This window comes from Streptomyces sp. 7N604 (genome assembly GCF_052245475.1).
Lineage (GTDB): Bacteria > Actinomycetota > Actinomycetes > Streptomycetales > Streptomycetaceae > Streptomyces.
In genome coordinates this window covers 33,909-54,183 of record NZ_JBQQBX010000039.1, presented here as the reverse complement: position 1 = coordinate 54,183, position 20,275 = coordinate 33,909, and the positions used below count along the sequence as shown (strand labels likewise).

At 71.4% G+C, this 20,275-nt stretch carries 18 protein-coding genes; 8 read left to right on the top strand and 10 right to left on the bottom strand.

Annotation, left to right across the window (positions count from 1 at the left end; translation table 11 throughout):
- Positions 1-4 precede the first annotated feature (4 nt).
- The 5 genes from ACTWP8_RS32990 to ACTWP8_RS32970 all read right to left on the bottom strand — a co-directional run bounded on the left by ACTWP8_RS32990 (position 5) and on the right by ACTWP8_RS32970 (position 6,217).
- The gene (locus ACTWP8_RS32990; protein ID WP_443325751.1) at positions 5-1,114 is read right to left on the bottom strand and encodes an ABC transporter ATP-binding protein; all 1,110 of its coding nucleotides are present in this window, start codon (positions 1,112-1,114) and stop codon (positions 5-7) included.
- Positions 1,115-1,125: 11 nt separating this feature from the next.
- Positions 1,126-2,187, bottom strand: a complete 1,062-nt coding sequence (locus ACTWP8_RS32985; protein ID WP_443325750.1) for an ABC transporter ATP-binding protein — start codon at positions 2,185-2,187, stop codon at positions 1,126-1,128.
- Positions 2,188-2,198: 11 nt separating this feature from the next.
- Positions 2,199-3,176, bottom strand: a complete 978-nt coding sequence (locus ACTWP8_RS32980; protein WP_443325749.1) for an ABC transporter permease — start codon at positions 3,174-3,176, stop codon at positions 2,199-2,201.
- Positions 3,177-3,276: 100 nt separating this feature from the next.
- Positions 3,277-5,073: an ABC transporter substrate-binding protein gene (locus ACTWP8_RS32975; RefSeq protein ID WP_443325748.1), complete on the bottom strand. Its 1,797-nt coding sequence runs from the start codon at positions 5,071-5,073 to the stop codon at positions 3,277-3,279.
- A 118-nt stretch (positions 5,074-5,191) separates the two neighbouring features.
- Positions 5,192-6,217: an ABC transporter permease gene (locus ACTWP8_RS32970; protein WP_443325747.1), complete on the bottom strand. Its 1,026-nt coding sequence runs from the start codon at positions 6,215-6,217 to the stop codon at positions 5,192-5,194.
- Between the two features lie 398 nt (positions 6,218-6,615).
- On the opposite strand from ACTWP8_RS32970, the gene ACTWP8_RS32965 reads away from it, so the two are divergent.
- The gene (locus tag ACTWP8_RS32965; protein ID WP_443325746.1) at positions 6,616-7,662 is read left to right on the top strand and encodes a hypothetical protein; all 1,047 of its coding nucleotides are present in this window, start codon (positions 6,616-6,618) and stop codon (positions 7,660-7,662) included.
- A 77-nt stretch (positions 7,663-7,739) separates the two neighbouring features.
- Here ACTWP8_RS32965 and ACTWP8_RS32960 read toward each other — a convergent pair whose 3' ends face one another.
- Positions 7,740-9,878 carry a prolyl oligopeptidase family serine peptidase gene (locus ACTWP8_RS32960; protein WP_443325745.1) on the bottom strand — a complete coding sequence of 713 codons (2,139 nt, stop codon included), beginning with the start codon at positions 9,876-9,878 and terminating at the stop codon, positions 7,740-7,742.
- Positions 9,879-10,367: 489 nt separating this feature from the next.
- On the opposite strand from ACTWP8_RS32960, the gene ACTWP8_RS32955 reads away from it, so the two are divergent.
- The 4 genes from ACTWP8_RS32955 to ACTWP8_RS32940 all read left to right on the top strand — a co-directional run bounded on the left by ACTWP8_RS32955 (position 10,368) and on the right by ACTWP8_RS32940 (position 14,386).
- Positions 10,368-10,562, top strand: coding sequence for a hypothetical protein (locus tag ACTWP8_RS32955; protein ID WP_443317761.1), 195 nt, complete (start codon positions 10,368-10,370; stop codon positions 10,560-10,562).
- A 106-nt stretch (positions 10,563-10,668) separates the two neighbouring features.
- Positions 10,669-11,574: an N-acetyl-1-D-myo-inositol-2-amino-2-deoxy-alpha-D-glucopyranoside deacetylase gene (gene mshB, locus ACTWP8_RS32950; RefSeq protein WP_443325744.1), complete on the top strand. Its 906-nt coding sequence runs from the start codon at positions 10,669-10,671 to the stop codon at positions 11,572-11,574.
- Positions 11,571-11,939: a DUF6113 family protein gene (locus ACTWP8_RS32945; protein ID WP_443325743.1), complete on the top strand. Its 369-nt coding sequence runs from the start codon at positions 11,571-11,573 to the stop codon at positions 11,937-11,939. Before mshB ends, ACTWP8_RS32945 begins: the two co-directional genes overlap by 4 nt.
- 155 nt (positions 11,940-12,094) lie before the next feature.
- Positions 12,095-14,386 carry a hypothetical protein gene (locus ACTWP8_RS32940; RefSeq protein WP_443325742.1) on the top strand — a complete coding sequence of 764 codons (2,292 nt, stop codon included), beginning with the start codon at positions 12,095-12,097 and terminating at the stop codon, positions 14,384-14,386.
- Between the two features lie 83 nt (positions 14,387-14,469).
- Here ACTWP8_RS32940 and ACTWP8_RS32935 read toward each other — a convergent pair whose 3' ends face one another.
- Positions 14,470-14,901: a DUF2000 family protein gene (locus ACTWP8_RS32935; protein ID WP_443325741.1), complete on the bottom strand. Its 432-nt coding sequence runs from the start codon at positions 14,899-14,901 to the stop codon at positions 14,470-14,472.
- A 62-nt stretch (positions 14,902-14,963) separates the two neighbouring features.
- Here ACTWP8_RS32935 and ACTWP8_RS32930 point away from each other — a divergent pair, with 62 nt between their 5' ends.
- A complete protein-coding gene (locus ACTWP8_RS32930; protein WP_443325740.1) occupies positions 14,964-15,785 on the top strand; it encodes an AraC family transcriptional regulator in 822 nt (273 codons plus the stop codon).
- Between the two features lie 35 nt (positions 15,786-15,820).
- Here ACTWP8_RS32930 and ACTWP8_RS32925 read toward each other — a convergent pair whose 3' ends face one another.
- The gene (locus ACTWP8_RS32925; protein ID WP_443325739.1) at positions 15,821-16,660 is read right to left on the bottom strand and encodes a transglutaminase-like domain-containing protein; all 840 of its coding nucleotides are present in this window, start codon (positions 16,658-16,660) and stop codon (positions 15,821-15,823) included.
- A gap of 17 nt (positions 16,661-16,677) precedes the next feature.
- Positions 16,678-17,778, bottom strand: a complete 1,101-nt coding sequence (locus tag ACTWP8_RS32920) for a GNAT family N-acetyltransferase (protein WP_443325738.1) — start codon at positions 17,776-17,778, stop codon at positions 16,678-16,680.
- 137 nt (positions 17,779-17,915) lie between these two features.
- Between ACTWP8_RS32920 and fdxA the strand changes: the two genes are divergently transcribed.
- The gene (fdxA, locus tag ACTWP8_RS32915) at positions 17,916-18,236 is read left to right on the top strand and encodes a ferredoxin (RefSeq protein ID WP_018089397.1); all 321 of its coding nucleotides are present in this window, start codon (positions 17,916-17,918) and stop codon (positions 18,234-18,236) included.
- A 200-nt stretch (positions 18,237-18,436) separates the two neighbouring features.
- Positions 18,437-19,534, top strand: a complete 1,098-nt coding sequence (dapC, locus tag ACTWP8_RS32910; protein ID WP_443325737.1) for a succinyldiaminopimelate transaminase — start codon at positions 18,437-18,439, stop codon at positions 19,532-19,534.
- A gap of 153 nt (positions 19,535-19,687) precedes the next feature.
- On the opposite strand, the gene ACTWP8_RS32905 is transcribed toward dapC, so the two are convergent.
- Positions 19,688-20,215: an ATP-binding protein gene (locus ACTWP8_RS32905; RefSeq protein ID WP_443325736.1), complete on the bottom strand. Its 528-nt coding sequence runs from the start codon at positions 20,213-20,215 to the stop codon at positions 19,688-19,690.
- Positions 20,216-20,275 lie beyond the last annotated feature (60 nt).

Below are 20,275 nucleotides of genomic sequence, written 5' to 3'. Positions count from 1 at the left end.
GGGCCTAGTCCGCGTCCTCGAGCGCGGCCAGCGCCGGGTCGAGGATCACGTCCTCGCCGCGCGCCGCGATCGTCGGCTCCTCCGGGAAGTGGCACGCCGTCAGGTGCCCTTCCCTGTTCCCGCTGATCTGCACCAGCGGCGGCTCCTCCGTCGCGCACTTGTCCTGGGCCTTCCAGCACCGCGTACGGAAGCGGCAGCCGGACGGCGGGTTGATGGGCGAAGGCACGTCCCCGGCGAGGCGGATGCGCTCGCGGGAGGGTGTTTCCTCGTCCAGCTCGACCTCGGGGACGGCGGAGAGGAGCGCGTGCGTGTACGGGTGCCGCGGCCGGCTGTAGATCGAGTCGCGGTCTCCGACCTCGACGACCTTGCCCAGGTACATCACCGCGACACGGTGCGAGAAGTGCCGTACCACCGCGAGGTCGTGGGCGATGAAGAGGAACGCGATGCCCAGCTCCCGCTGGAGCTCCTGCAGCAGGTTGACGACCTGTGCCTGAATGGAGACGTCCAGCGCCGAGACCGGCTCGTCCGCCACGATCAGCTTCGGCTCGAGCGCGAGCGCGCGGGCCACGCCGATGCGCTGCCGCTGGCCGCCCGAGAACTCGTGCGGGAAGCGGTTGTAGTGCTCCGGGTTGAGGCCCACGGTCTCCAGCAGCTCGCGCACCCGCTTCTCGCGGCCGCCCGGCGGGTTGATCCCGTTGATCTCCATCGGGCCACGGATGATCGTGCCGACCGTCTGCCGCGGATTCAGCGACGAGTACGGGTCCTGGAAGATCATCTGGATCTCGGAGCGGACCCGCGCGAGCTGCTTGCGGTTCGCCCGCGTGATGTCCTGGCCCCGGTAGGTGATCCGGCCGCTGGTCGGCTCCAGCAGCCGGGTCAGCAGCCGTCCCGTGGTGGACTTCCCGCAGCCGGACTCGCCGACCAGGCCGAAGCTCTCGCCCGCGTGCACGGTCAGGTCGATGCCGTCCACGGCCTTCACCGCACCGACGGTGCGCTTGATCGGGAAGCCGCCCCTGATGGGGAAGTGCTTCGTCAGACCCTCCGCCGTCAGCAGGGGCTCGGCCGACGCCGGATCGGCGTCGCGCGGGGTGGGCAGGGTGAGTTTGTCGGTCACGGTGAATCTCCCTAGCCCAGCCGGGGCTTGATCTGCTCGATGAAGAAGGTCTCCTTCTGCTCGCCCGTCAGGTGGCAGGCGGACCCGCGGCCCCCGGGGAGCACGGGCCGCTCGCCGGAGCACCGGCCCCCGGCGACCTCGGAGACGAAGGTGCAGCGCGGGTGGAAGGGGCAGCCGCTCGGCGGATTCAGCAGACTCGGCGGGCTGCCGGGGATCGACAGCAGCTCCTCGTCGGTCCCGGAGGAGATCCGCGGCATCGAGCCGAGCAGCCCCCAGGTGTACGGGTGCCGGGGGGAGCGCAGGACCTCCTTGACCGTGCCGCGCTCGACGGCCCGGCCCGCGTACATCACCAGGATGTCGTCGGCCGTGTTGGCGATGACCCCGAGGTCGTGGGTGATGAAGATGATCGCCGAGCCGAACTCCTGCTGCAGGTCCTTGAGCAGGTCCAGGATCTGTGCCTGCACGGTCACGTCCAGCGCGGTCGTGGGCTCGTCCGCGATCAGCAGTTCCGGGTTGCAGACGAGCGCCATCGCGATCATCGCGCGCTGCCGCATGCCGCCGGAGAACTGGTGCGGATAGTCGTCCACCCGCAGCTTCGGCTGCGGAATGCCGACCTTCTCGAGCATCTGGATCGCGCGCTGCCGCCCCTCGCGCCGGGAGGCGCCGGTGTGCTTCATGTACGGCTCGGCGATCTGCCGGCCCACCGTGTAGTACGGCGAGAGCGCCGTCAGCGGGTCCTGGAAGATCATCGCCATCTTGTTGCCGCGCAGCTTCTCCAGCGTCTTCTCCGGCGCGCCGGTCAGCTCCTGGCCCTCGAGCAGGATCTCGCCCGAGACGGTCGTGCCGGCCGGGTTGTGCAGGCCCAGCACCGTGAGGTTGGTGACGGACTTGCCGGAGCCCGACTCGCCGACGATGCCGAGCGTCTTGCCCCGTTCGAGGTCGAAGGAGAGGCCGTCGACCGCCTTGACGATGCCGTCCTCGGTGGAGAACCGCACGTGCAGGTCGCGCACGGACAGGAAGGCGTCGGAGCCGGTCGGCGCGGGCTCGCCCTCGGTCTTGGTGAGAGTGGTCACGGGGGGTTCTCCTAGGACAGGCGCACGCGCGGGTCGATGAAGGCGTACGCGGCGTCCACGATGATGTTGAACAGCAGGATGAAGGCGGCGCTGACGAGCATCACGCCCATCGTGAGCGGCAGGTCCTTGTTCTGCACCGACTGCACCGCGAGGCGCCCGATGCCGGCGAGGCTGAAGGTCTGCTCGGTGACGATGGCGCCGCCGAAGAGCGCGCCGAGGTCCATGCCGAGGATGGTGACGATCGGGGTCAGCGAGCCGCGCCAGGCGTAGCGGTAGAAGACGTAGTTTCGCGACATGCCCTTGGCGCGGGCGGTGCGTACGTGCTCCTCCTGCAGCTGCTCGATCAGCGTGGAGCGCGACATACGCGTGTACTGCGCGGTGAAGATCGCCGCCATGACGCACCAGGGGATCAGCAGGCCCATGAACCAGCCCGCCGGATCCTCGGTGATCGGTACGTACTTGGGGTTCTCCAGCCAGCCGGTGCTGTAGACGAAGATGCCGAGCACGATCGGGCCGAGGAAGTAGATCTGCATCGAGCTCAGCACCAGCGATACCGAGCTGACGGTCTTGTCGGTCATCGTGCCCTTGCGGCGGGCCGCGATGATGCCGGCGCCGAGGCCGACGGTCAGGAAGACCGCGAGGCCGCCCACGGTGAGGGAGACCGTGGTCGGGAACCGGTCGACGATCGTGTCCCAGACCTGCTGGTTGTTGTTGAAGGACACCCCGAAGCACGGAGCGTTGCAGTGGCCGACCGCGAAGTCGCGGCCCATCACGATGCCCTTCATGAACTCCCAGTACTGCACGGGCACCGGCTGGTCGAGGCCGAGGTTCTTGTGGATGACCTCCAGCGCGGGTGCGGTGCAGTTCTTGCCGCACGCCAGGGTCGCCGGGTCCTGGGGGACGGCGAAGAAGAGGAAGAAGGTGAACGCGCTGATCAGAATAAGGATCGCGACGGCGCCGAACGTCCGGCGAATGAGGAATTGAAGCATGACGATTCGCTGCTCTCGGGACGGCGGCTGCTGGGAGGGGGTGGCCAGCCGGAGGGTGCCTGCTCCGCCGTGCAGGCACCCCCCGGTCAGTGCTGTGCTGTTACTTCTTCAGGTACAGCCGTGTGACGTCGATGTAGCTGGTGTCCGCGTTGTACCGGGCGCCACCGACGTTGGAGCCGTAGATCTGGAACTGCTTGGTGAAGTACATCGGGGCGGCCGGGTTGATCTCCTCCACGATGTACTTGTGCAGCTTGACCCACTCCGCGGTCGCCTTGGCAGGATCGGTGATCTTCGCGATGCGGGAGATCTCGGAGTTCACGTGCTTGTCGTTGAGGTGCGCGTAGTTCGCCGAACCGTCCTGGATCTGGCTGCCGTCGAAGGACGGCGGGATGACGGTGCTGGCGGAGGACCAGTCCTGGCCCCAGCCGGTCATGTAGATGTCCAGGCCGTTCTTGACCTTGCCCACCTGCTCGTACCAGGTGGCGTTGTCGATGTCCTTCTTCTGGACGTCGAAGCCGGCCTTCTCCAGCGCATTGGCGATGATCACGGCCTGCTGCTGGCGGATCTCGGTGTTGGCGTAGGCGTAGACGAGCTTCATGCCCTCCTTGCCGGCTTCCTTGAGCAGCTTCTTCGCCTTCTCCGGGTCGCCGTTCGGCTTCTTGAGCTTGCCGTACGGGTCGTAGCCCTTCTCATAGCCCGGGAGGGTCGGCGCGAACAGACCGCCGGCCGGCTCACCGCCGTAGGTGCCGCCGTCGGGGCGGATGATCTGGATGCTCGGCAGCGCGTAGGTGATCGCGTCGCGGACCTTCTTGTCCTTGATGCGGTCCAGGTTGAAGTTGAGCTGCCAGACGTACGGCTGGTAGCCGCGGATGGTGCGGGCGAAGGCGGCCTTGTCGTTGACGACCTTCTTGGCCTGGCTGATGTCGACGGCGCCGGTGAACTGGACGGCGTTCTTGGCCTCCTCGCGGTCGGCCAGGATGCGCTTGGTCTGCTCGGCGTCCTGGACGTTGTACGTGATGTCGAAGCCGTCGACGTACTGGTGGCGGACCGAGTCGGTCTTCGGGTCCCAGTTCGTGTTCTTGACGAGTTTCATCACCTTGCCGGGCTTGAACTCGCTGATCTTGTATGGGCCGAGGGCGACCGGCTTGGTGTCGTACTTCTCCTTCGTGTCCGCCTTCTCCGGAACGATGGAGTAACCCCGCATGGCCAGCGCCTGCGGCAGGTCGGGCTGCGGCTCCTTGAAGTGGAAGACGATGGTCTTCTCATCCGGGGTCTCCAGGACCGAGTCCGGAAGGTGCTTGCCCTTGTAGGGGCCGTCGGGCAGCGCCTTGCGGTACGTGGTGCCGGCGCCGGACAGCCACTGCTGGAGGTAGGTCGGCCCGTCGCTGATGAACGGCGCGTACAGTCGCTCGACGGTGTGGCGGACGTCCTTGGACGTGATGGCGTTGCCCTTCTCGTCCTTGATGCCATCCTTGAGCGTGTACGTCCAGGTCTTGCCGCCGTCGGACGACTTGCCGGAGTCGGTCGCCATGTCACCGACGACTGTCTTGGCACCGTTGTCGTCCTCCTCGAGCTGAGTCAGCCCGCGGTGGATGAGGCGGCCGAGCAGGGTGGCGTCGCTGACGTAGCTCTGTCCGGGGTCCAAGTGCGAGAAGTCGTCCGTCTGCCAGACCGTGATCGTGCCCCCGGGCTTGGCACCGGGGACCTCCTTGGCCGGGCCGGTGGACGCGGCGGCGTCACCGAGCGCGACCGCCTCGGACTGGGACTTCGCGTCCTCCTGCGTGCTGGACTTGTCCTTCTCGCTGTTGCTGCCGCTGCTGCAGCCGGCGAGCGCCAGCGACCCTGCCGCGAGCGCGACCACGATGGCGCGCGCTCTGCGCGAAGAGGCGGTGTTCATGGCGTCGGGTGCTCCTGCCTGTCGGTTGTGATCCATGTGTGCTACCGGGTGCGGACGGGGTCCGGCTGGTGCGGACTGTCCGGCGAAGGGTCGGCAGCCACCCCCCTCGAATGGACGGTCACCGTCCGGACTTCGGATCGAAGGCATCCCGGACCGAGTCGCCCAAGAGGTTGAAGGCGACCACGAAGATCACCATGGCGACGCCCGGGAAGAACATGTAGGTCGGGTTGGTCTCGTAGATCCGGCCCGCGATGGCGAACATCCGTCCCCAGTCGGGCGTCGGCTCCTGGAAGCCGACGCCGATGTAGGACAGGAACGCGACCGACAGGATCGTGGAGGGCAGCATGTACGTGGCCTGCACCAGGATCGGTGTGACCAGGTTCGGCAGCAGCTCCTTGCGGATGATCCGCCAGGGCGAGGCGCCGGTGACCTTCGCGGCCTCGATGAACTCCCGCTCCCTCAGGGACAGGGTGGAGCTGCGGACCAGGCGGCTCATGCCCATCCAGCCCAGGAACCACAGCACGATGATGATCGCCGTTGCCCGGATGTAGGTCGGGGTCTCCTCCTCCGGATTCACGAAGACCGCGACGACCACGGGCATGGTGGCGATGAGGAACAGCTGCTGGGGGAAGGCGAGGAGGAAGTCGGTGATCCGGCCGAGCCAGTAGTCGACCTTGCCGCCGTAGTACCCGCCGACGAGGCCGATGACGACACCGGTGACCACCATCAGGATGGTCACGACCACCGAGGTGTAGAGGGACGTGCGCATGCCGTAGAGCAGCTGCGTGAAAACATCGCGGCCGAGGTTCGGTTCGAGGCCGAACCAGAAGTCCCCGGAGATGCCGCCGTTCGCGCCAACCGGGTCGCCGAAGTCGTCCAGCAGTCCGATCTGCTCCTGGCCGTACAGCGTGTAGGGGTCCTTGCCGTAGAGCCACGAGATGACCGGGGCGAGCGCGGCGATCGCGAAGAAGAAGAGCACCACGAAGGCGGAGAGGACGCCGGTGCGGTCGCGCTTGAAGCGCAGCCACATCAGCTGGCCGGGGGAGCGGCCGGTCAGCGACTGGTCCGGTCCGGAGCCCTTGGTGGTCACGGGAACCGTCGCTGCCTCAGCCGCCGTACCAGCAGCTTGGGTTGGGCTCGTCATTTTGGCTTCCTGCCCCCGAGGCGAAAATTGTTTGACACACAAGCAGCCGGTCTGCGCTGCTGATTGAGCGGAACTCTTACGAGCGAATCAACGCGCGTCAAGAGGCAAAGCAGCGGGGAGCGGTCGACTCTGTGCTTCTTGAGCGAAGATTTCGCAGATTGAGGTGCGCGCGTGCTTGACAACATCCGCACGTGGGGGACATGGGTGATTTATGCGGACCAAGTTCGTTAACAAGCAAGCAACTTGACTGACGCAACACCGATATACGGACGCGTCACGCTGGACAGCGTACGGCCGTGCGGGTGCCGTAGACCGGCCGGGGAGGGCTTTGCCGCCGTCCCCGGCCGGTCGCTTGTCGGTCCGGTGTCACCCGGGGTAGAACCGCCACCATGGGCGCTATGGGGCAGAGTCGCACACTGATGCGCGGAGCGCGCTTATTCGGGGCAATTGCCTTCGCTCTGCTCGCGCTGGTCGAGCTCGTATGGATCATTCATGACGCCCACGCGGCGGTGGAGACCGCGGACGTGTGGTGGCTCTGGGCGGGGATGCCGTCGCGGGCGGAGGGCGGCATCTGGGGTACGTCGCTGGCGGACCCGGTGCTGGTCTGTGTGCATACGGGTGCGGCGATCGCAGCGCTCCGGTCGGCTTCGGCTTCGGCTGGCGGATCTGTTTCCGCTGCTGGAGCGCTTGGTTCCGCGGCGGTCGTCACCATCGCGCTGCGGCTCCCCAGCCTGTGGACGCTCCAGTCCGGCTGGATGCGCGTGGTCGACGAGGACCTTCGGTCCCGGGCGACGCTGACGGCGGGGACGGGCGTGCTGACCGGCGTCACGATGCTTGTCGCCGTCGCGGCAGGGCGCCGGCCCGCTGCCGGCGGCGAGGGCAGAGGCGTGGGTGGTGTTGTGCGCCCCGGCCGGGCCGCGTCCGTCATCGCCTTTCTCTTCCTGGGCGTTGCGGCGGGGGCCGTGGCCGCCTGGCAGATCCACTGGGCGCGGGAGTGGGGATGGCGGACGTACGAGAAGCTGCTCGTCGGCGACGGCCCGCAGAACGTCTACGCGCTGCTCCAGCCGCCGTTCGGATGGCTCGCCTGGACGGTGGTCCTCGTGAGCCTGGCGGCGGCGGTCGCGGCCCTCGCGCGTACGGCCTTCTCCCGGCCGCTCGGCATGACGGCGGCCACGATGCTGCTCGCCCGCGGGCTGACGGGCGTATCGGCGCAACGGCGGACCGGGCTGCCGGCGCACGTCTGGGACCTGCCGGTCCGGGACCAACTGAGCGTGGCCACGGCGGTCTTCGAGCTGCTGGCCGGCGTCGTGGTGCTCGCGGCGCTGGGACGGCGCGGCCGCCGACCGGAGGCGGAGCCGTACAGGGGCGAGCGGTACGGGAGCGCGTATGGCTACGCGGGCGGGAGCGGCGGTGGCGAGTGTCGGCCGCCCCCGCCCGGCCGGTGAGGCGCACGGCCGCTGCGCACCCGCGGCTCCGCCCCGGCGGCCGTGGTCGGCTCGGCCGCGGCCGGGGGAGAGTCCCGTCAGGCCATGCCCAGCGACCGCTTCAGGAAGGCCACCTGAAGCAGCAGCAGGTTTTCGGCCACCTGCTCCTGCGGCGTCATGTGGGTGACCCCGGACAGCGGCAGCACCTCGTGCGGCCGGCCCGCGGCGAGCAGCGCCGAGGACAGGCGCAGGGTGTGTGCGGCGACCACGTTGTCGTCCGCGAGGCCGTGGATGATCATCAGCGGGCGGTGCGTCTCCGCCGCGCCCGACAGGCCCTCGTCCGTCACCAGCGAGTTCGCCGCGTAGACCTTGCCCTGCTCGTCCGGGTGGCCGAGGTACCGCTCCGTGTAATGGGTGTCGTACAGCCGGAAGTCGGTGACGGGCGCACCCGCCACGCCCGCGTGGAAGACGTCGGGGCGGCGCAGTACGGCCAGGGCGGCGAGATAGCCGCCGTACGACCAGCCGCGGATGGCGACGCGGGACAGGTCGAGGGGGTGATTTCCGGCCAGCCCCTGAAGGGCCTCCACCTGGTCGTCGAGGGTCGCGCCCGCGAAGTCGTTCATGACCCCCTTCTCCCAGGCGGGTGAACGGCCGGGCGTACCACGGCCGTCGGCGACGACCACCGCGAAGCCCTGGTCGGCGAACCACTGGGACGTGAGGTGCGGATTGTGGGCGGCGACGACGCGCTGGCCGTGCGGACCGCCGTACGGGTCCATCAGGACGGGCAGCGGCCCCTTGTCCTCGCGGTAGTCCGTGGGCAGCAGAACGGCGCACGGGATACGGCGCGTGCCCGCCTCTGTCAGCCGCGCGCGGGCCGTCAGCACCGGTTGTTCCGCGTAGGAGGTGATGGTCGCCACCGACTTGCCGTCGCTCAGGACGCGGGCCGTGGCACCGCTGGCGCCGAGCGTGGCCGAGGAGAGCACGGAGACGGTGCCGGAGCGGACGGCGGAGTGCACGCCCTGGCCCTCGGAGAGGCGCTCGGTGCCGAGTTCGTTGACGCGGTGCACGTGGATCTCGCCGATGGCCGGATCCGACGCCTCGGGACCGGCGGACGCCGAGATCAGGATGTCGGCCTGCGAGACGTCCAGCACGGCCCGTACGTGCAACTGGGGCCCGGTGAGCGGCCGGGCTCCCACCACCAGCACGCGCGCTCCGCCCTCGTCGGCGATCCGTACGAGCCGGCCGTCCGGCGTCCACGCGGGCACGCCGGGGAAGAGATCGAGCCAGACCGGGTCCTCGTCGGCGTGCAGCATCCGCGTCCGGCCGGTCTCCGTGTCCACGGTGAGGTAGAGCTGGCCGCGCTGGTCGCGGGCCTGCACGAGGAGCAGCGGCGGGCCCGCGGGAGACCAGTGCACGCGCGCGAGGTACGGGTACGCGGCGCGGTCCCACTCGACCTCGGTGCGGGAGCCGTCGAGGCCGATGAGGAGGAGCCGGACGTCGGCGTTGGGCGTCCCGGCGGCGGGGTACGCGACCTCCTGCGGCTCGCGGTCCGGATTGGCCGGGTCGGCGATCCACCAGCGCTGGACGGGGGACTCGTCGACGCGGGCGACGAGCAGCCGCTCGCTGTCCGGCGACCACCAGAAGCCGCGGGAGCGGTCCATCTCCTCGGCGGCGATGAACTCGGCCAGGCCGTACGTGACGCCGTCCGCGTTCTCGCTCTCGCCGCCGCCGGGTGCGGCGAGCGCCCGGTCGCCCGCGCCGTCGGCGTCCACGACGCGGAGGGCGCCGCCGGCGACGTACGCGACGCGCCGCCCGTCCGGCGAGGGCCGCGGGTCCACGACGGGGCCGGGGACGGGGAGTTCGCGCGCGGTGCCTGCCCGGAGCTCGGCGGTGAAGAGGCGCCCGGAGAGCGCGAAAGCGGCCAATTCGACGGCCTCGTCAACCGCGTAGCCGACGACGCCCGCGGATCCCTCCCGGCTGCGTTCGCGCCGGGCCCGCTCCTCGGCGGAGAGCTCCTCGGACGCGCCGCCGAGCAGTGCGGCGGGATCGGCGGCGATCCGCTCCTGCCCGGATTCGAGATCGCGCACCCAGAGCAGATTCGCCCGGTCGGTGCCGCTGCGCGAGCGGAGGAAGACGACCCGGGTCCCGTCCGGCGACACGGTGAAGGCACGGGGGGCGCCGAGGGTGAAGCGCTGGGTGCGGGCGTACTGGCGCGGAAAGGAGATCTGTCCGGTCATGGACAGACCCTATGCGCGCCTGCCGCCCGGCACACCGCAGTCGACCACCCCAGCTGTGCTTTCCGCCACGCCGCCGGTGACGGCCCCGCCTGCGGGCCCCGCCGACAGCCGCCGCGGCCCGGGCCCCTGCGGGTGGGAGTCGCCTTGGGGGAGGTTGTGCTCTGCCGTGTGCATACGTACGCATTCCGTCGGGCGGGCCGCACGGTCTCCTGCGGCGGGTCTCGCTCGCGGTCGAGCGGGGGCCGCCTTGCGGCAGCGGGCGGCCGCCCCGTTCGGCGGCGATGGGACCGTCGCGCGCAGGGCGGGCTGGGCAGGCACGAAGCGGCCACGCCGGCGAGGCGACCCGTGCGCCCCTCGTCTGCTCCCGTGCACCGATTCGTGCTCGGGAGCGGAAAGTTATGATCAGTTGCGCATAGTGGGTTCGACGCCCGCGGTACAGCGAAGCTGTGCGCTCCTTGTCCTCGGCCGCGTCTTTGGAGGTGAACCGCCGTGGCACTTTCGATTTCGGCGGTGGTGCTGCTGGCGATCATCGTCTTCCTGCTGATCCGGAAATCCGGGCTGAAAGCCGGACACGCGGTGGTCTGCATGCTGTTGGGCTTCTATCTGTCGAGTTCCTCCGTCGCCCCGACGATCAACGAGCTGACTACGAACGTCGCCGGCATGATCGGCGGCATCAAGTTCTGACGGCTCCCGGGCCCCGGCAGCGGCCGCCACGGCAGAGGCCGCTCCGGCAGCGGCCAGGCGGGCCGCGGCCACGGCTCGTACGCTCCCTGGCTCGTACGCTGTAGCCATGACCGATCTTCCCGGCCGCCGTCTCCTGCTCGTGCATGCACACCCGGACGACGAGACGATCAACAACGGCGCCACCATGGCCAAGTACGCGGCCGAGGGCACCCTCGTCACCCTCGTGACCTGCACGCTCGGCGAGGAGGGCGAGGTGATCCCGCCGGGGCTCGCGCATCTCGCCGCCGACCGCGAGGACGCGCTGGGCGCTCATCGCGTCGGCGAACTCGCCGCTGCCATGGCCGAGCTCGGCGTCACGGACCACCGCTTCCTCGGCGGCCCGGGCCGCTACCGCGACTCCGGGATGATGGGCACCGAGCAGAACAACCGTCCCGGCTGCTTCTGGCGGGCCGACGTCGACGAGGCCGCGACGCACCTGGTCGCGGTGGTGCGGGAGGTACGGCCGCAGGTGCTGGTGACATACGACGAGATCGGCGGCTACGGCCACCCCGATCACATCCAGGCCCACCGCGTCGCCATGCGCGCCGCCGAACTGGCTGCCGAGCCCGCCTACCGCCGGGACCTCGGCGAACCGCACGCCATCGACAAGATCTACTGGAACTGTCTGCCGCGTTCGGCCGCGGTGGCCGGTTTCGCGAGGCTGCGCGAGGCGAATCTGACCTTCGGCGGGATCGCTACGGCGGACGATCTGCCGGGTGTGGTCGAGGACTCCGAAGTGACGGCCCGGATCGACGGACGCGAGTACGCGGCGGCCAAGACGGCGGCCATGCGCGCCCACGCCACCCAGATCGCCGTGGACGGCCCCTTCTTCGCGCTGTCGAACGACCTCGGACAGCCGCTCCTCGTCGAGGAGTTCTACCGCCTGGTCCAGGGCAAACCGGGCGGCGAGGTGCCGGAGGACGACCTCTTCGCCGGAATCGCCGGGCCGGCCACGCCGGGGGCGGACCGGTGAGCGCCGGTCGCCTCGCCGGTTACGCGGTGCTGGCCGCGCTCGGCGTTCTCGTCGGCGCGGCGGGCGCACTCGTCCAAGCGGCCTGGTTCCCGGGCGGGTTGCTGCTCGCGCTGCTCGCCGTCGGCGGGCTCTGCTACGGCGGCGTCAAAGCCCTCGGCACCCGGATCGGTGCCGCCGCGGCGGCCGCCGGCTGGCTGCTCGCCGTACTGCTGCTGACCACCACCCGTCCTGAAGGAGATTTCGTCTTCGGCGCGGGCGCAGGCTCGTACATCTTCCTGCTGGGCGGGATGATGGTCGCTGTGATGTGCGCCACCCTGCCTCATGTGCCACCACCGGGCGTGCAAGCCGCCCGACTTGGCAAGTGACGTGACAAAACTCCCCGTGCCGGTCAGCCGCCGTCGGAGTGGGCATTGCGGCCGTCCATGGGTCGATGTCGGCACTGCCAAGTATGGTGGAGCGCGCCGCCGAGCCGCCCGAGCGAGGTCATGACGGGCGGCGGAGCTAACCGGGAGAGCCTGCCTTGAGCCGAGAAACTGACAGTTCGTCCTCCGGTCCCCAGGGGCGCGGTGGAGCCGCATATCCCTCGGGGACCCCGCCGTACGGAACCCGCCAGTACCCGTCGCTGCACCCCCCGCAGGACGCCGCGCGCGAGAACAGCAAGGCGGCTGACAACGGCGCGGACGACGGCGAGGCCCCGAAGCCGGAGGAGCCCAGGACCGAGACGACGCTGACGACTCGGATCCGGATCAACATCCCGGGGTCCCGGCCCATCCCGCCGGTCGTCGTGCGCAAGCCGGTCGAGGAGGGGGACGCGGAAGCCGCGGCGGCCACGGGCCCGACGTCCTCCACCACGGGCACGTCTCCCGCGGCGTCGCCGACCCTTTCGGTGCCCGCGCCGAAGGACCAGCAGCAGCAGGCCAGGCCTCGCGGCAGCGGCGAGGGCAGGGAAGAGCCGAAGGCCACGAGCGACTGGTTCGCGCCGCGCAAGGCGCCGGCATCCGCGCCGACACCGCCGGCGGCTCCGGCCCCGCCCGGCGCGGGGGAGCGAAAGCGCTCCGACATGCCGTACTTCTCGAACGGATCCGGCGCCGGGCCCGCATCGGGGCATGGCGCGGGTCCGGGCGCGGGTCCGGGTGAGTCCACCGGAGGCACGCCCGCGTACGGCACGGGCCGCCCCGACTCCGGGCCGTACGCCGGTCGTCCTGCCAGCGACCCCGGCACCGGGCCCACCCCCGCGTATGGCAGGGGTCCGGGCCCAGGACCCGCCGGGCCCACCGCCTCGGCCGGTGCAGGCCCCGCCGGCCCCGCCGGGCGGCCCGGTGCCGGTCCCGCCGGGCCCACCACCGGGCCGATGACCGGAGACCTGCCGGTCCCGCCGCCCGGATTCCGGCGGCCTGAGGGCCCTGGAGGTCCCGGGGGCCCTGGAGGTCCCGGTCTCGGCGGCGACACGGCGCGGCTCACCCCGCAGGCCCCCGCCCCCGCCGACGGTGATCACCGCCCGCCGGCTTCCGGCATCGGCGCGGTCGGTGCGGCTCCCGGCGGCCCCGCCTCCGGCGGTCAGCTCCCGGTCGGCCTGGCAGGTCCCGGCGGTCCGGGCAGCCCGGGCGGTCCTCCCGGCCCAGGTGGTCCGGCCCGTCCCGGCGGCCCCAGTAGCCCCGGCGGTCCCGATGGACACGAACGCATCTCGGGCGACACCCTGGTCAGCGGGGTTTCTCGGGTCCCGTCGTCCGGCGACTTCGCGTTCCCCGGCAGCCCGGCGGCCGACGAGCGGGCCTTCCCGCCCGGGCCGCCGATCGGAGAGGCCCCGGAGCCCCGCCCGGCACCCGCCCCCGCGGCGAGCTCACCGGCGCCCGCTCCGCCCGGCAAGAAGGGCCGCTCCAAGCTCGTCCTCGCCGGAGCCGGGCTCGTCGGCGTGGCCGTCGTGGCGTACGGCGCGGGGCTGCTGCTCGATCACGCGGATGTGCCCAACGGCACGACCGTCCTCGGCGTGGACATCGGCGGCCTGTCGAAGGAGGACGCCGTCGCGAGGCTGGACGACGTTCTCGGCGGGCGCGTCAACGGTCCGCTGACCGTGGCCGTCGACGGCAAGGAGGAGCAGCTCAAGCCCTCCGCCGCGGGCCTGACCATCGACACCGAGGCGACCGTCCGCGGTGTCGCGGGGCGCGACTACAACCCGGTCTCCGTGATCGGCTCCCTCTTCGGCGGCGCCCGCGAGGGCGAGCCGGAGATCGAGATCGACGAGGAGAAGCTGGCGGCCGCGCTGAAGATCCTCTCCGGGGAGGTCGGCGGCAACCAGGACGGGACCATCAAGTTCGTGCCGGGCAAGGCCGTCGCCGTACCGGGCAAGACGCACAAGGCCGTTGACGTGGAAGAGGCCGTCGCCGCCGTCGAGGACGCGTACGGGGAGCGGGCCGAGACCGGCCGGAGCGAGACCGTCGAGCTGCCCGTCAGCATGCAGAAGCCGACGATCAGCCGGGCCGAGATCGACCGGAAGATGAAGGAGTTCGCCGAGCCGGCGATGTCCGGCCTGGTCACCATCAAGGCCGGCGGCAAGTCGATCCCGTTCGGCCCGGACAAGTCGCTGCCGAAGGTCCTCTCGGTGAAGCCGGTGAACGGCCGTCTGGTGGAGGTCTACGACCGCGAGGCGCTCAAGAAGCTGTACGGCAGCACCTTCGACGGCGTCCTGATCACGAAGGGCGACGGCAGCAAGAAGCCGGTCTCGCCCGAGGACGTCGCCGCCGCGCTGGCCAAGGCCCTGCGCGGCAAGACACCCGCGGAGCGCATCGGCGTCATCCCGCTCGAGCCCAGCTAGGCCGCGGCTGGGCCGAGTCCGGTGGTTTCCCCCCGGCCCGCACCTTCCCGGAAGGGCGGGTCAGGGGAGGAACCCGCCGCGCATCAGGGATGCATCCTGGCCCCCTTGAGGACCTTGTCCACGGCATTGCGCGGCCCGTGCACGGCCAGGCCGACCAGGTCGAGCTGATCCTTCGGCACCGCGCGCACCGCGGCCCGGTTGTCCCGGTCGTTGCCCGTGGTGAACAGGTCGGAGGTGAACACCGCCAGCGGCAGGGAGCGACCGAGGGCGCGGGCGTGCGCGGCGGTCAGCGTCTCCCTCGTACCGGCGAAGACCAGGACGGGCTGGCGGAACATCGGCAGATAGCCGGTGCCGTCGGCATCCTCGTACGCTTCGCCGATCACTTCGGGGATCAGCGTACCGACGCCGCTGACCAGGAACGCCGTCGCATTGAGCCGCTGCCAGGGCAGCAGGTCGTCGCGCAGCAGGACGGCGATCTTGGTGTCGAATCCGATCGGCTCTCGCTCGTCATTCATGCCTCGATCCATGCCTCGCAGACTGCCGACCGGGCAGTGGCGGGGTCTTGTACGTTCTTTGCATGGTGGCCCGGCCGGAGATCTCGGCGTGGCGCCCGCGGGTGGCGGGTGTGACGGAGGTCTTCCACGCCCAATTCACCGATCACGCGTATCCCATGCACGTCCACGACGCCTGGACGCTGCTGATCGTCGACGACGGCGTGGTCCGCTACGACCTCGACCGGCACGAGCACGGGACGCCCAGCGACGTGGTGACCCTGCTGCCGCCGCACGTCCCGCACAACGGCTCCGCCGCGACACCTCAGGGATTCCGCAAGCGGGTGGTGTACCTGGACATGACGTACCTGGGGGAGCGGCTCATCGGTCCTGCGGTCGACACTCCCGATCTGCGCGACCCGGTGCTGCGCCGCCGGGTTCACCAGTTGCACACGGCCCTGCGGCTCAGGGGCGATGAGCTGGAGGCGGAGAGCCGGCTCGCTCTGATCGGCGAACGGCTGCGGCAGCGCCTGCGGAGGCAGCTGCGGAAGGGGACGGCATCGGCGACGGCATCGGCGCTGCCGCGGCGCGACCGGAGCGTGGCGCACCGCATGCGCGAACTTCTCGATGAGCGGGCGCTTGACGGAGTGTCCCTGGCGGAGGCCGCCCAGCTGGTGCACGCCCACCCGACGCACCTGGTCCGGGCGTTCACCGGCGAGTTCGGCATCGCGCCCCACCAGTATCTGATGACGCGGCGCGTCGATCGTGCCCGGCGGTTGCTGCTCGACGGGCAGCCGCCCGGTGCGGTGGCGGCCGCCGCGGGGTTCTACGACCAGTCCCATCTGACGCGCCACTTCAAGCGGATCGTCGGCGTCACTCCGGGCCGCTACGCCCGCGCCCGCCCGTAGCCCGTAACCCCGCGGCCCCGCCCGTAGCCCGGGGCTCAGTTCAGCATGGCCCGCGCGGCGAGCGCCTGGCGCTGGAGGGACTCGGCCGCGCCCGGGTCGACGGGCGCGATCACCTCCGCGTACGCCTCCAGTTCCGCCGCGCCGTCCCTGAAGTCCCCGCGCTGTACGAGCAGTTGTGCGTGCTCGTACCGCAGCCGCGCGGGGTGGCTCGGCAGCAGCAGCGACAGCTCCACGGCCCACAGCTGCACATCCGACCGCTCTGGCCGTGCCGCCGCCCACGCCCGGATGTTGTTGAGGATCCGCAGGACGATTTCCAGCGGCGGGGCCGGGGAGAGCATCGCGGGCGTCGGCGGCGACCCCGTCGCGCCCACGACCAGCAGCTCCGCATCCGCACCGGTGAGCACCCGCCCCCCGTCGAAGGGGTCGGCGAGCACATGCCCGTCCGAGGCGGCGGGATCGCCGAAGCCGACGACGAAATGACCGGGCAGCGCCACCCCGTACACCGGTCCGCCCGCCCGCCGGGCGACCTCCATCCACACCACCGACAGCAGGATCGGCAGGCCGCGCCGCCGCCGCAGCACATGCGTCAGCAGCGACGACTCCAGGCGCCGGTAGTCGGCAGGGGAACCGTGGAAGCCGCAGCGCCGGCCGAGCAGGTCGGCGACGGCCCGCGCCCACCCAGCCGCCCCGTCAGCGGGCCGGAACGGCAACAGCCCGGCGAGCCGGTCGAGTTCGATCTGTGCGTCGTCGATCCCGGCCTCGCCGATCTCCGGCTCGGCCTCGGCGGCGACCAGCAGGCACAGCAGCGCGAGGTCCGGGCGCTCGGCGCGGGCCGCCTCGGCGAACCGCTGCCGCCTGTCGGTGATATCGGGCATACGTGCCTGGTACCCGCTCAGCGGCCCTCACCCTTCGGCGCGCGGAAGTGGTGGTAGAGGTGGTGCGTGGTGAAGCTAATGCCGTCGTAGAGCGCTCCGGCGCCGCCGTTGTCCGACTCGACCTGGAGGTACGCGGCGGAGGCGCCCTCGTCCAGGGCCCTGCGGGCGAGCGCGGCCATCACGGCGGTGGCCAGGCCCTGACGGCGCCGTTCCGGGACGACCTCGATGGCCGTGAACCCGGCCCAGCGCCCGTCGACCACGCAGCGCCCGATCGCGTCCGGCGGGGTGCCTTCCGCAACGCCCGGCACGGTCGCGAACCACACCGAAGGACCGCCGCCCAGCACCTTCAGCACCTCGGGGGCAGGCTCGACGGACCGCTGATAGCGGGCCAGCCACGCCTCGTCGATCCCGCGGGAGAGCACCACGCGCGACGTGTCCGCAGCGGCGTCGGCACCGGCACCCGCACCGCCACCGCCACCGGCACTCGCACCGCCACCGCCACCGGCACCGGCACCGGCACCAGCCGCAGCGTCTGCGATGGGCGCGAGCGCCGAGACCCGGATCAGCGCCGAGACCTCCCGCGTCCAGCCGCGCTCCCCGAGCTCGGCGGCCAGCCGTTCCTGCGAGCCCTCCGCCCCCGTGCTGACCTGCATATACGCGGGGCGGCCGCGCGCGCCGTACCACGCGGTGACCCGCTCCAGGGCCTCGTCCAGCGGCAGGCCGGGGTCGCCGATCGGCAGGACGGAGTTGGCACGCCGGGTGAAGCCCCCGGCCCAGCGCAGTTCCCAGTCCCCGAGCCGCTCGCTCTCGACCGGCGGCCAGGCGCGGGCGGCGACCCGGTCGAGCTCGTCCCAGCTCGCCGCGGGCCCCCTCCTGCGGACCGGTGCGGCGGGGATGACCTTGCCCGCGACCAGCGAGGATTCCACGATGCGGACGGTCGCCCCGTCACGCCGTGTGATACACAGCACACCGCTGTCCCATGATGTGAGCACACCGACCGTGTCGGTGAATTTCTGGCCAGGCGCTCCAGCCTCCGTCAAGCGCCGGACCGATACCCTTTTGCCCACGTCAGCGCTGGTGATCCGGACCTCGAATCGTCCGCCAGCGGTGAAATCCACAGCTCGGTCAGCCCCTCCTGTTCGTCTCGCGCCCCGGAACGGAGATACTAGGTGCGGGCATCGACGACGCCGCGCTCCCGCGCGCCCGTGGCGGAGCCGCGAAGGGACCGCCAGCCCTACCGAGGAGGAACGACAGCGTGACCTACGTCATCGCGCAGCCTTGTGTCGACGTCAAGGACAAGGCATGCATCGAGGAGTGCCCCGTCGACTGCATTTACGAGGGCTCCCGGTCCTTGTACATCCACCCGGACGAGTGCGTCGACTGCGGGGCCTGCGAACCGGTCTGCCCCGTCGAGGCGATCTTCTACGAGGATGACACGCCGGAGGAGTGGAAGGACTACTACAAGGCGAACGTCGAGTTCTTCGACGAGCTCGGCTCCCCCGGCGGTGCGTCGAAGCTCGGCCTGATCGAGCGCGACCACCCCTTCATCGCAGCGCTGCCGCCGCAGAACCAGTAAGTCGTAGGTTCCCCGGCTACTGCTGGGTGGGGTCGCCCACGGCGAAGCCAGGGGCTGGGGTCCTCCGGCGCAGCCAGGGGGACCCCAACGGCCGGCGCAGCGCCGCCTCGGTCCCGTACGGCTCAGGGCCGTGCGGGACCGAGGCGTTTTCCCGCCTCCCCCCTCCGCACCACCTGCCCTGTCCGAGAGAAGTGAGCACCGTGCCCGCAGTCTCCGCCCGCCTCCCCGTCTTCCCGTGGGACCGGCTCGAGCCCTACAAGGCGTCCGCCGCCTCCCACCCGGACGGCATCGTGGACCTGTCGGTGGGCACCCCCGTCGACCCGGTCCCCGAGCTGATCCAGGCCGCGCTGGCGGCCGCGTCCGACAGCCCCGGCTACCCGACCGTGTGGGGCACCGCGCAGCTGCGCGACGCGATCACCCGCTGGGCGGGCCGGCGTCTCGGCGCGGTGGGCCTGGAGCACACCAACGTCCTGCCGGTGGTCGGCTCGAAGGAGCTGGTGGCATGGCTGCCCACGCAGCTGGGCCTCGGCCCGGCCGACCGCGTCGCGTACCCGCGGCTGGCCTACCCGACGTACGAGGTGGGCGCGCGGCTCGCGGGCGCCGAGCCGGTCGTCTACGACGAGCCGCTGGACCTCGACCCGGCCGGTCTGAAGCTGCTGTGGCTCAACTCCCCGTCCAACCCCACGGGCCGGGTGCTCTCGAAGGACGAGCTGCGGGCCGCGGTCGCCTGGGCGCGCGAGCACGGGGTGCTGGTGTTCAGCGACGAGTGCTACCTGGAGCTGGGCTGGGAGACCGAGCCGGTGTCCGTGCTGCACCCGGACGTCTGCGGCGGCTCGTACGAGGGCATCGTCGCGGTGCACTCGCTCTCGAAGCGCTCGAACCTGGCGGGCTACCGGGCGGCCTTCCTGGCCGGTGACGCGGCGGTGCTCGGCGAGCTGCTCCAGATCCGCAAGCACGGCGGCATGATGGTCCCCGCCCCGGTACAGGCCGCGACGATCGCGGCGCTGGGCGACGACGCGCACGTGGCGGAACAGCGCGCCCGATACGGGGCCCGCCGCACCGCGCTGCGCACCGCGCTGGAGGGGTGCGGCTTCCGCATCGAGCACAGCGAGGCGAGCCTCTACCTGTGGGCGACGCGGGACGAGCCGTGCTGGGACACGGTCGGGGACCTGTCGAAGCGGGGCATCCTCGTCGCGCCCGGCGACTTCTACGGCTCGGCAGGGGAGCGGTTCGTGCGCGTGGCGTTCACCGCGACCGACGAGCGGGTGGCGGAGGCGGTCCGCCGCCTCGCGGCCTGAGGAGAGCGGACCGTTCCGCACCTGTACCCGGCGATACGAAGGGGCCCGGGGAGCAAGGGAACTCCCCGGGCCCCTTCGCGTACCGATGTGCCCGCGTACGGACGGATGCGCCGAGCGGGCCGAGTGCGCCGAGCGCTTCAGACGCGCTCGGCGTCAGCCGCCGAGCGGCAGACCGCCCTGGAGGGGCAGACCGCCCTGGAGCGGCCGTCCCTGGGTCGTGGCGCCGCCGGGCAGCCCGGTCTTGCCGCCGGCCAGACCGTTCGTCGCCGGGGTGGCCTTCGTGGCGGCGCCGAGGAGCGTGTGGGAGGCGCCCGCCGCGCGACCGGAGGCCCGCTTGACCACCGGCATGGCGGTCTTCCCGACCTGCGGCACCGGGGTCTTGTTGACCGCCCCGCCGACCGCCTTGCCGGCCGCGTTGCCGACCGTCTTGCCGGCCTGAGGCAGGGAGGACTTCACGGCCTGGCTGCCGGTGTCTCCCGCCCTGTTGCCGAACTGCTGCGCGGCGCCGTCGACGGTGCCACCGACGCTGGCACCGTCGAGGTTGGTGAGCCCGCCCGTGGGGGTGGGGGTGCTCGCGAGGTCGGCGGCGCTCGCCGTGCCGGCCGCGCCGACGATGGGAGCGGCGCCCGCGGCGACCAGCAGCGCGGCTCGGGCGATCCGACGCGTGAGGGGGAGGGACATTGTGCTCCTTTGGCGGAGAGTGAGGCTTGAGCTTCTGCTTGAGCTTCTGTCGGGTGTCTC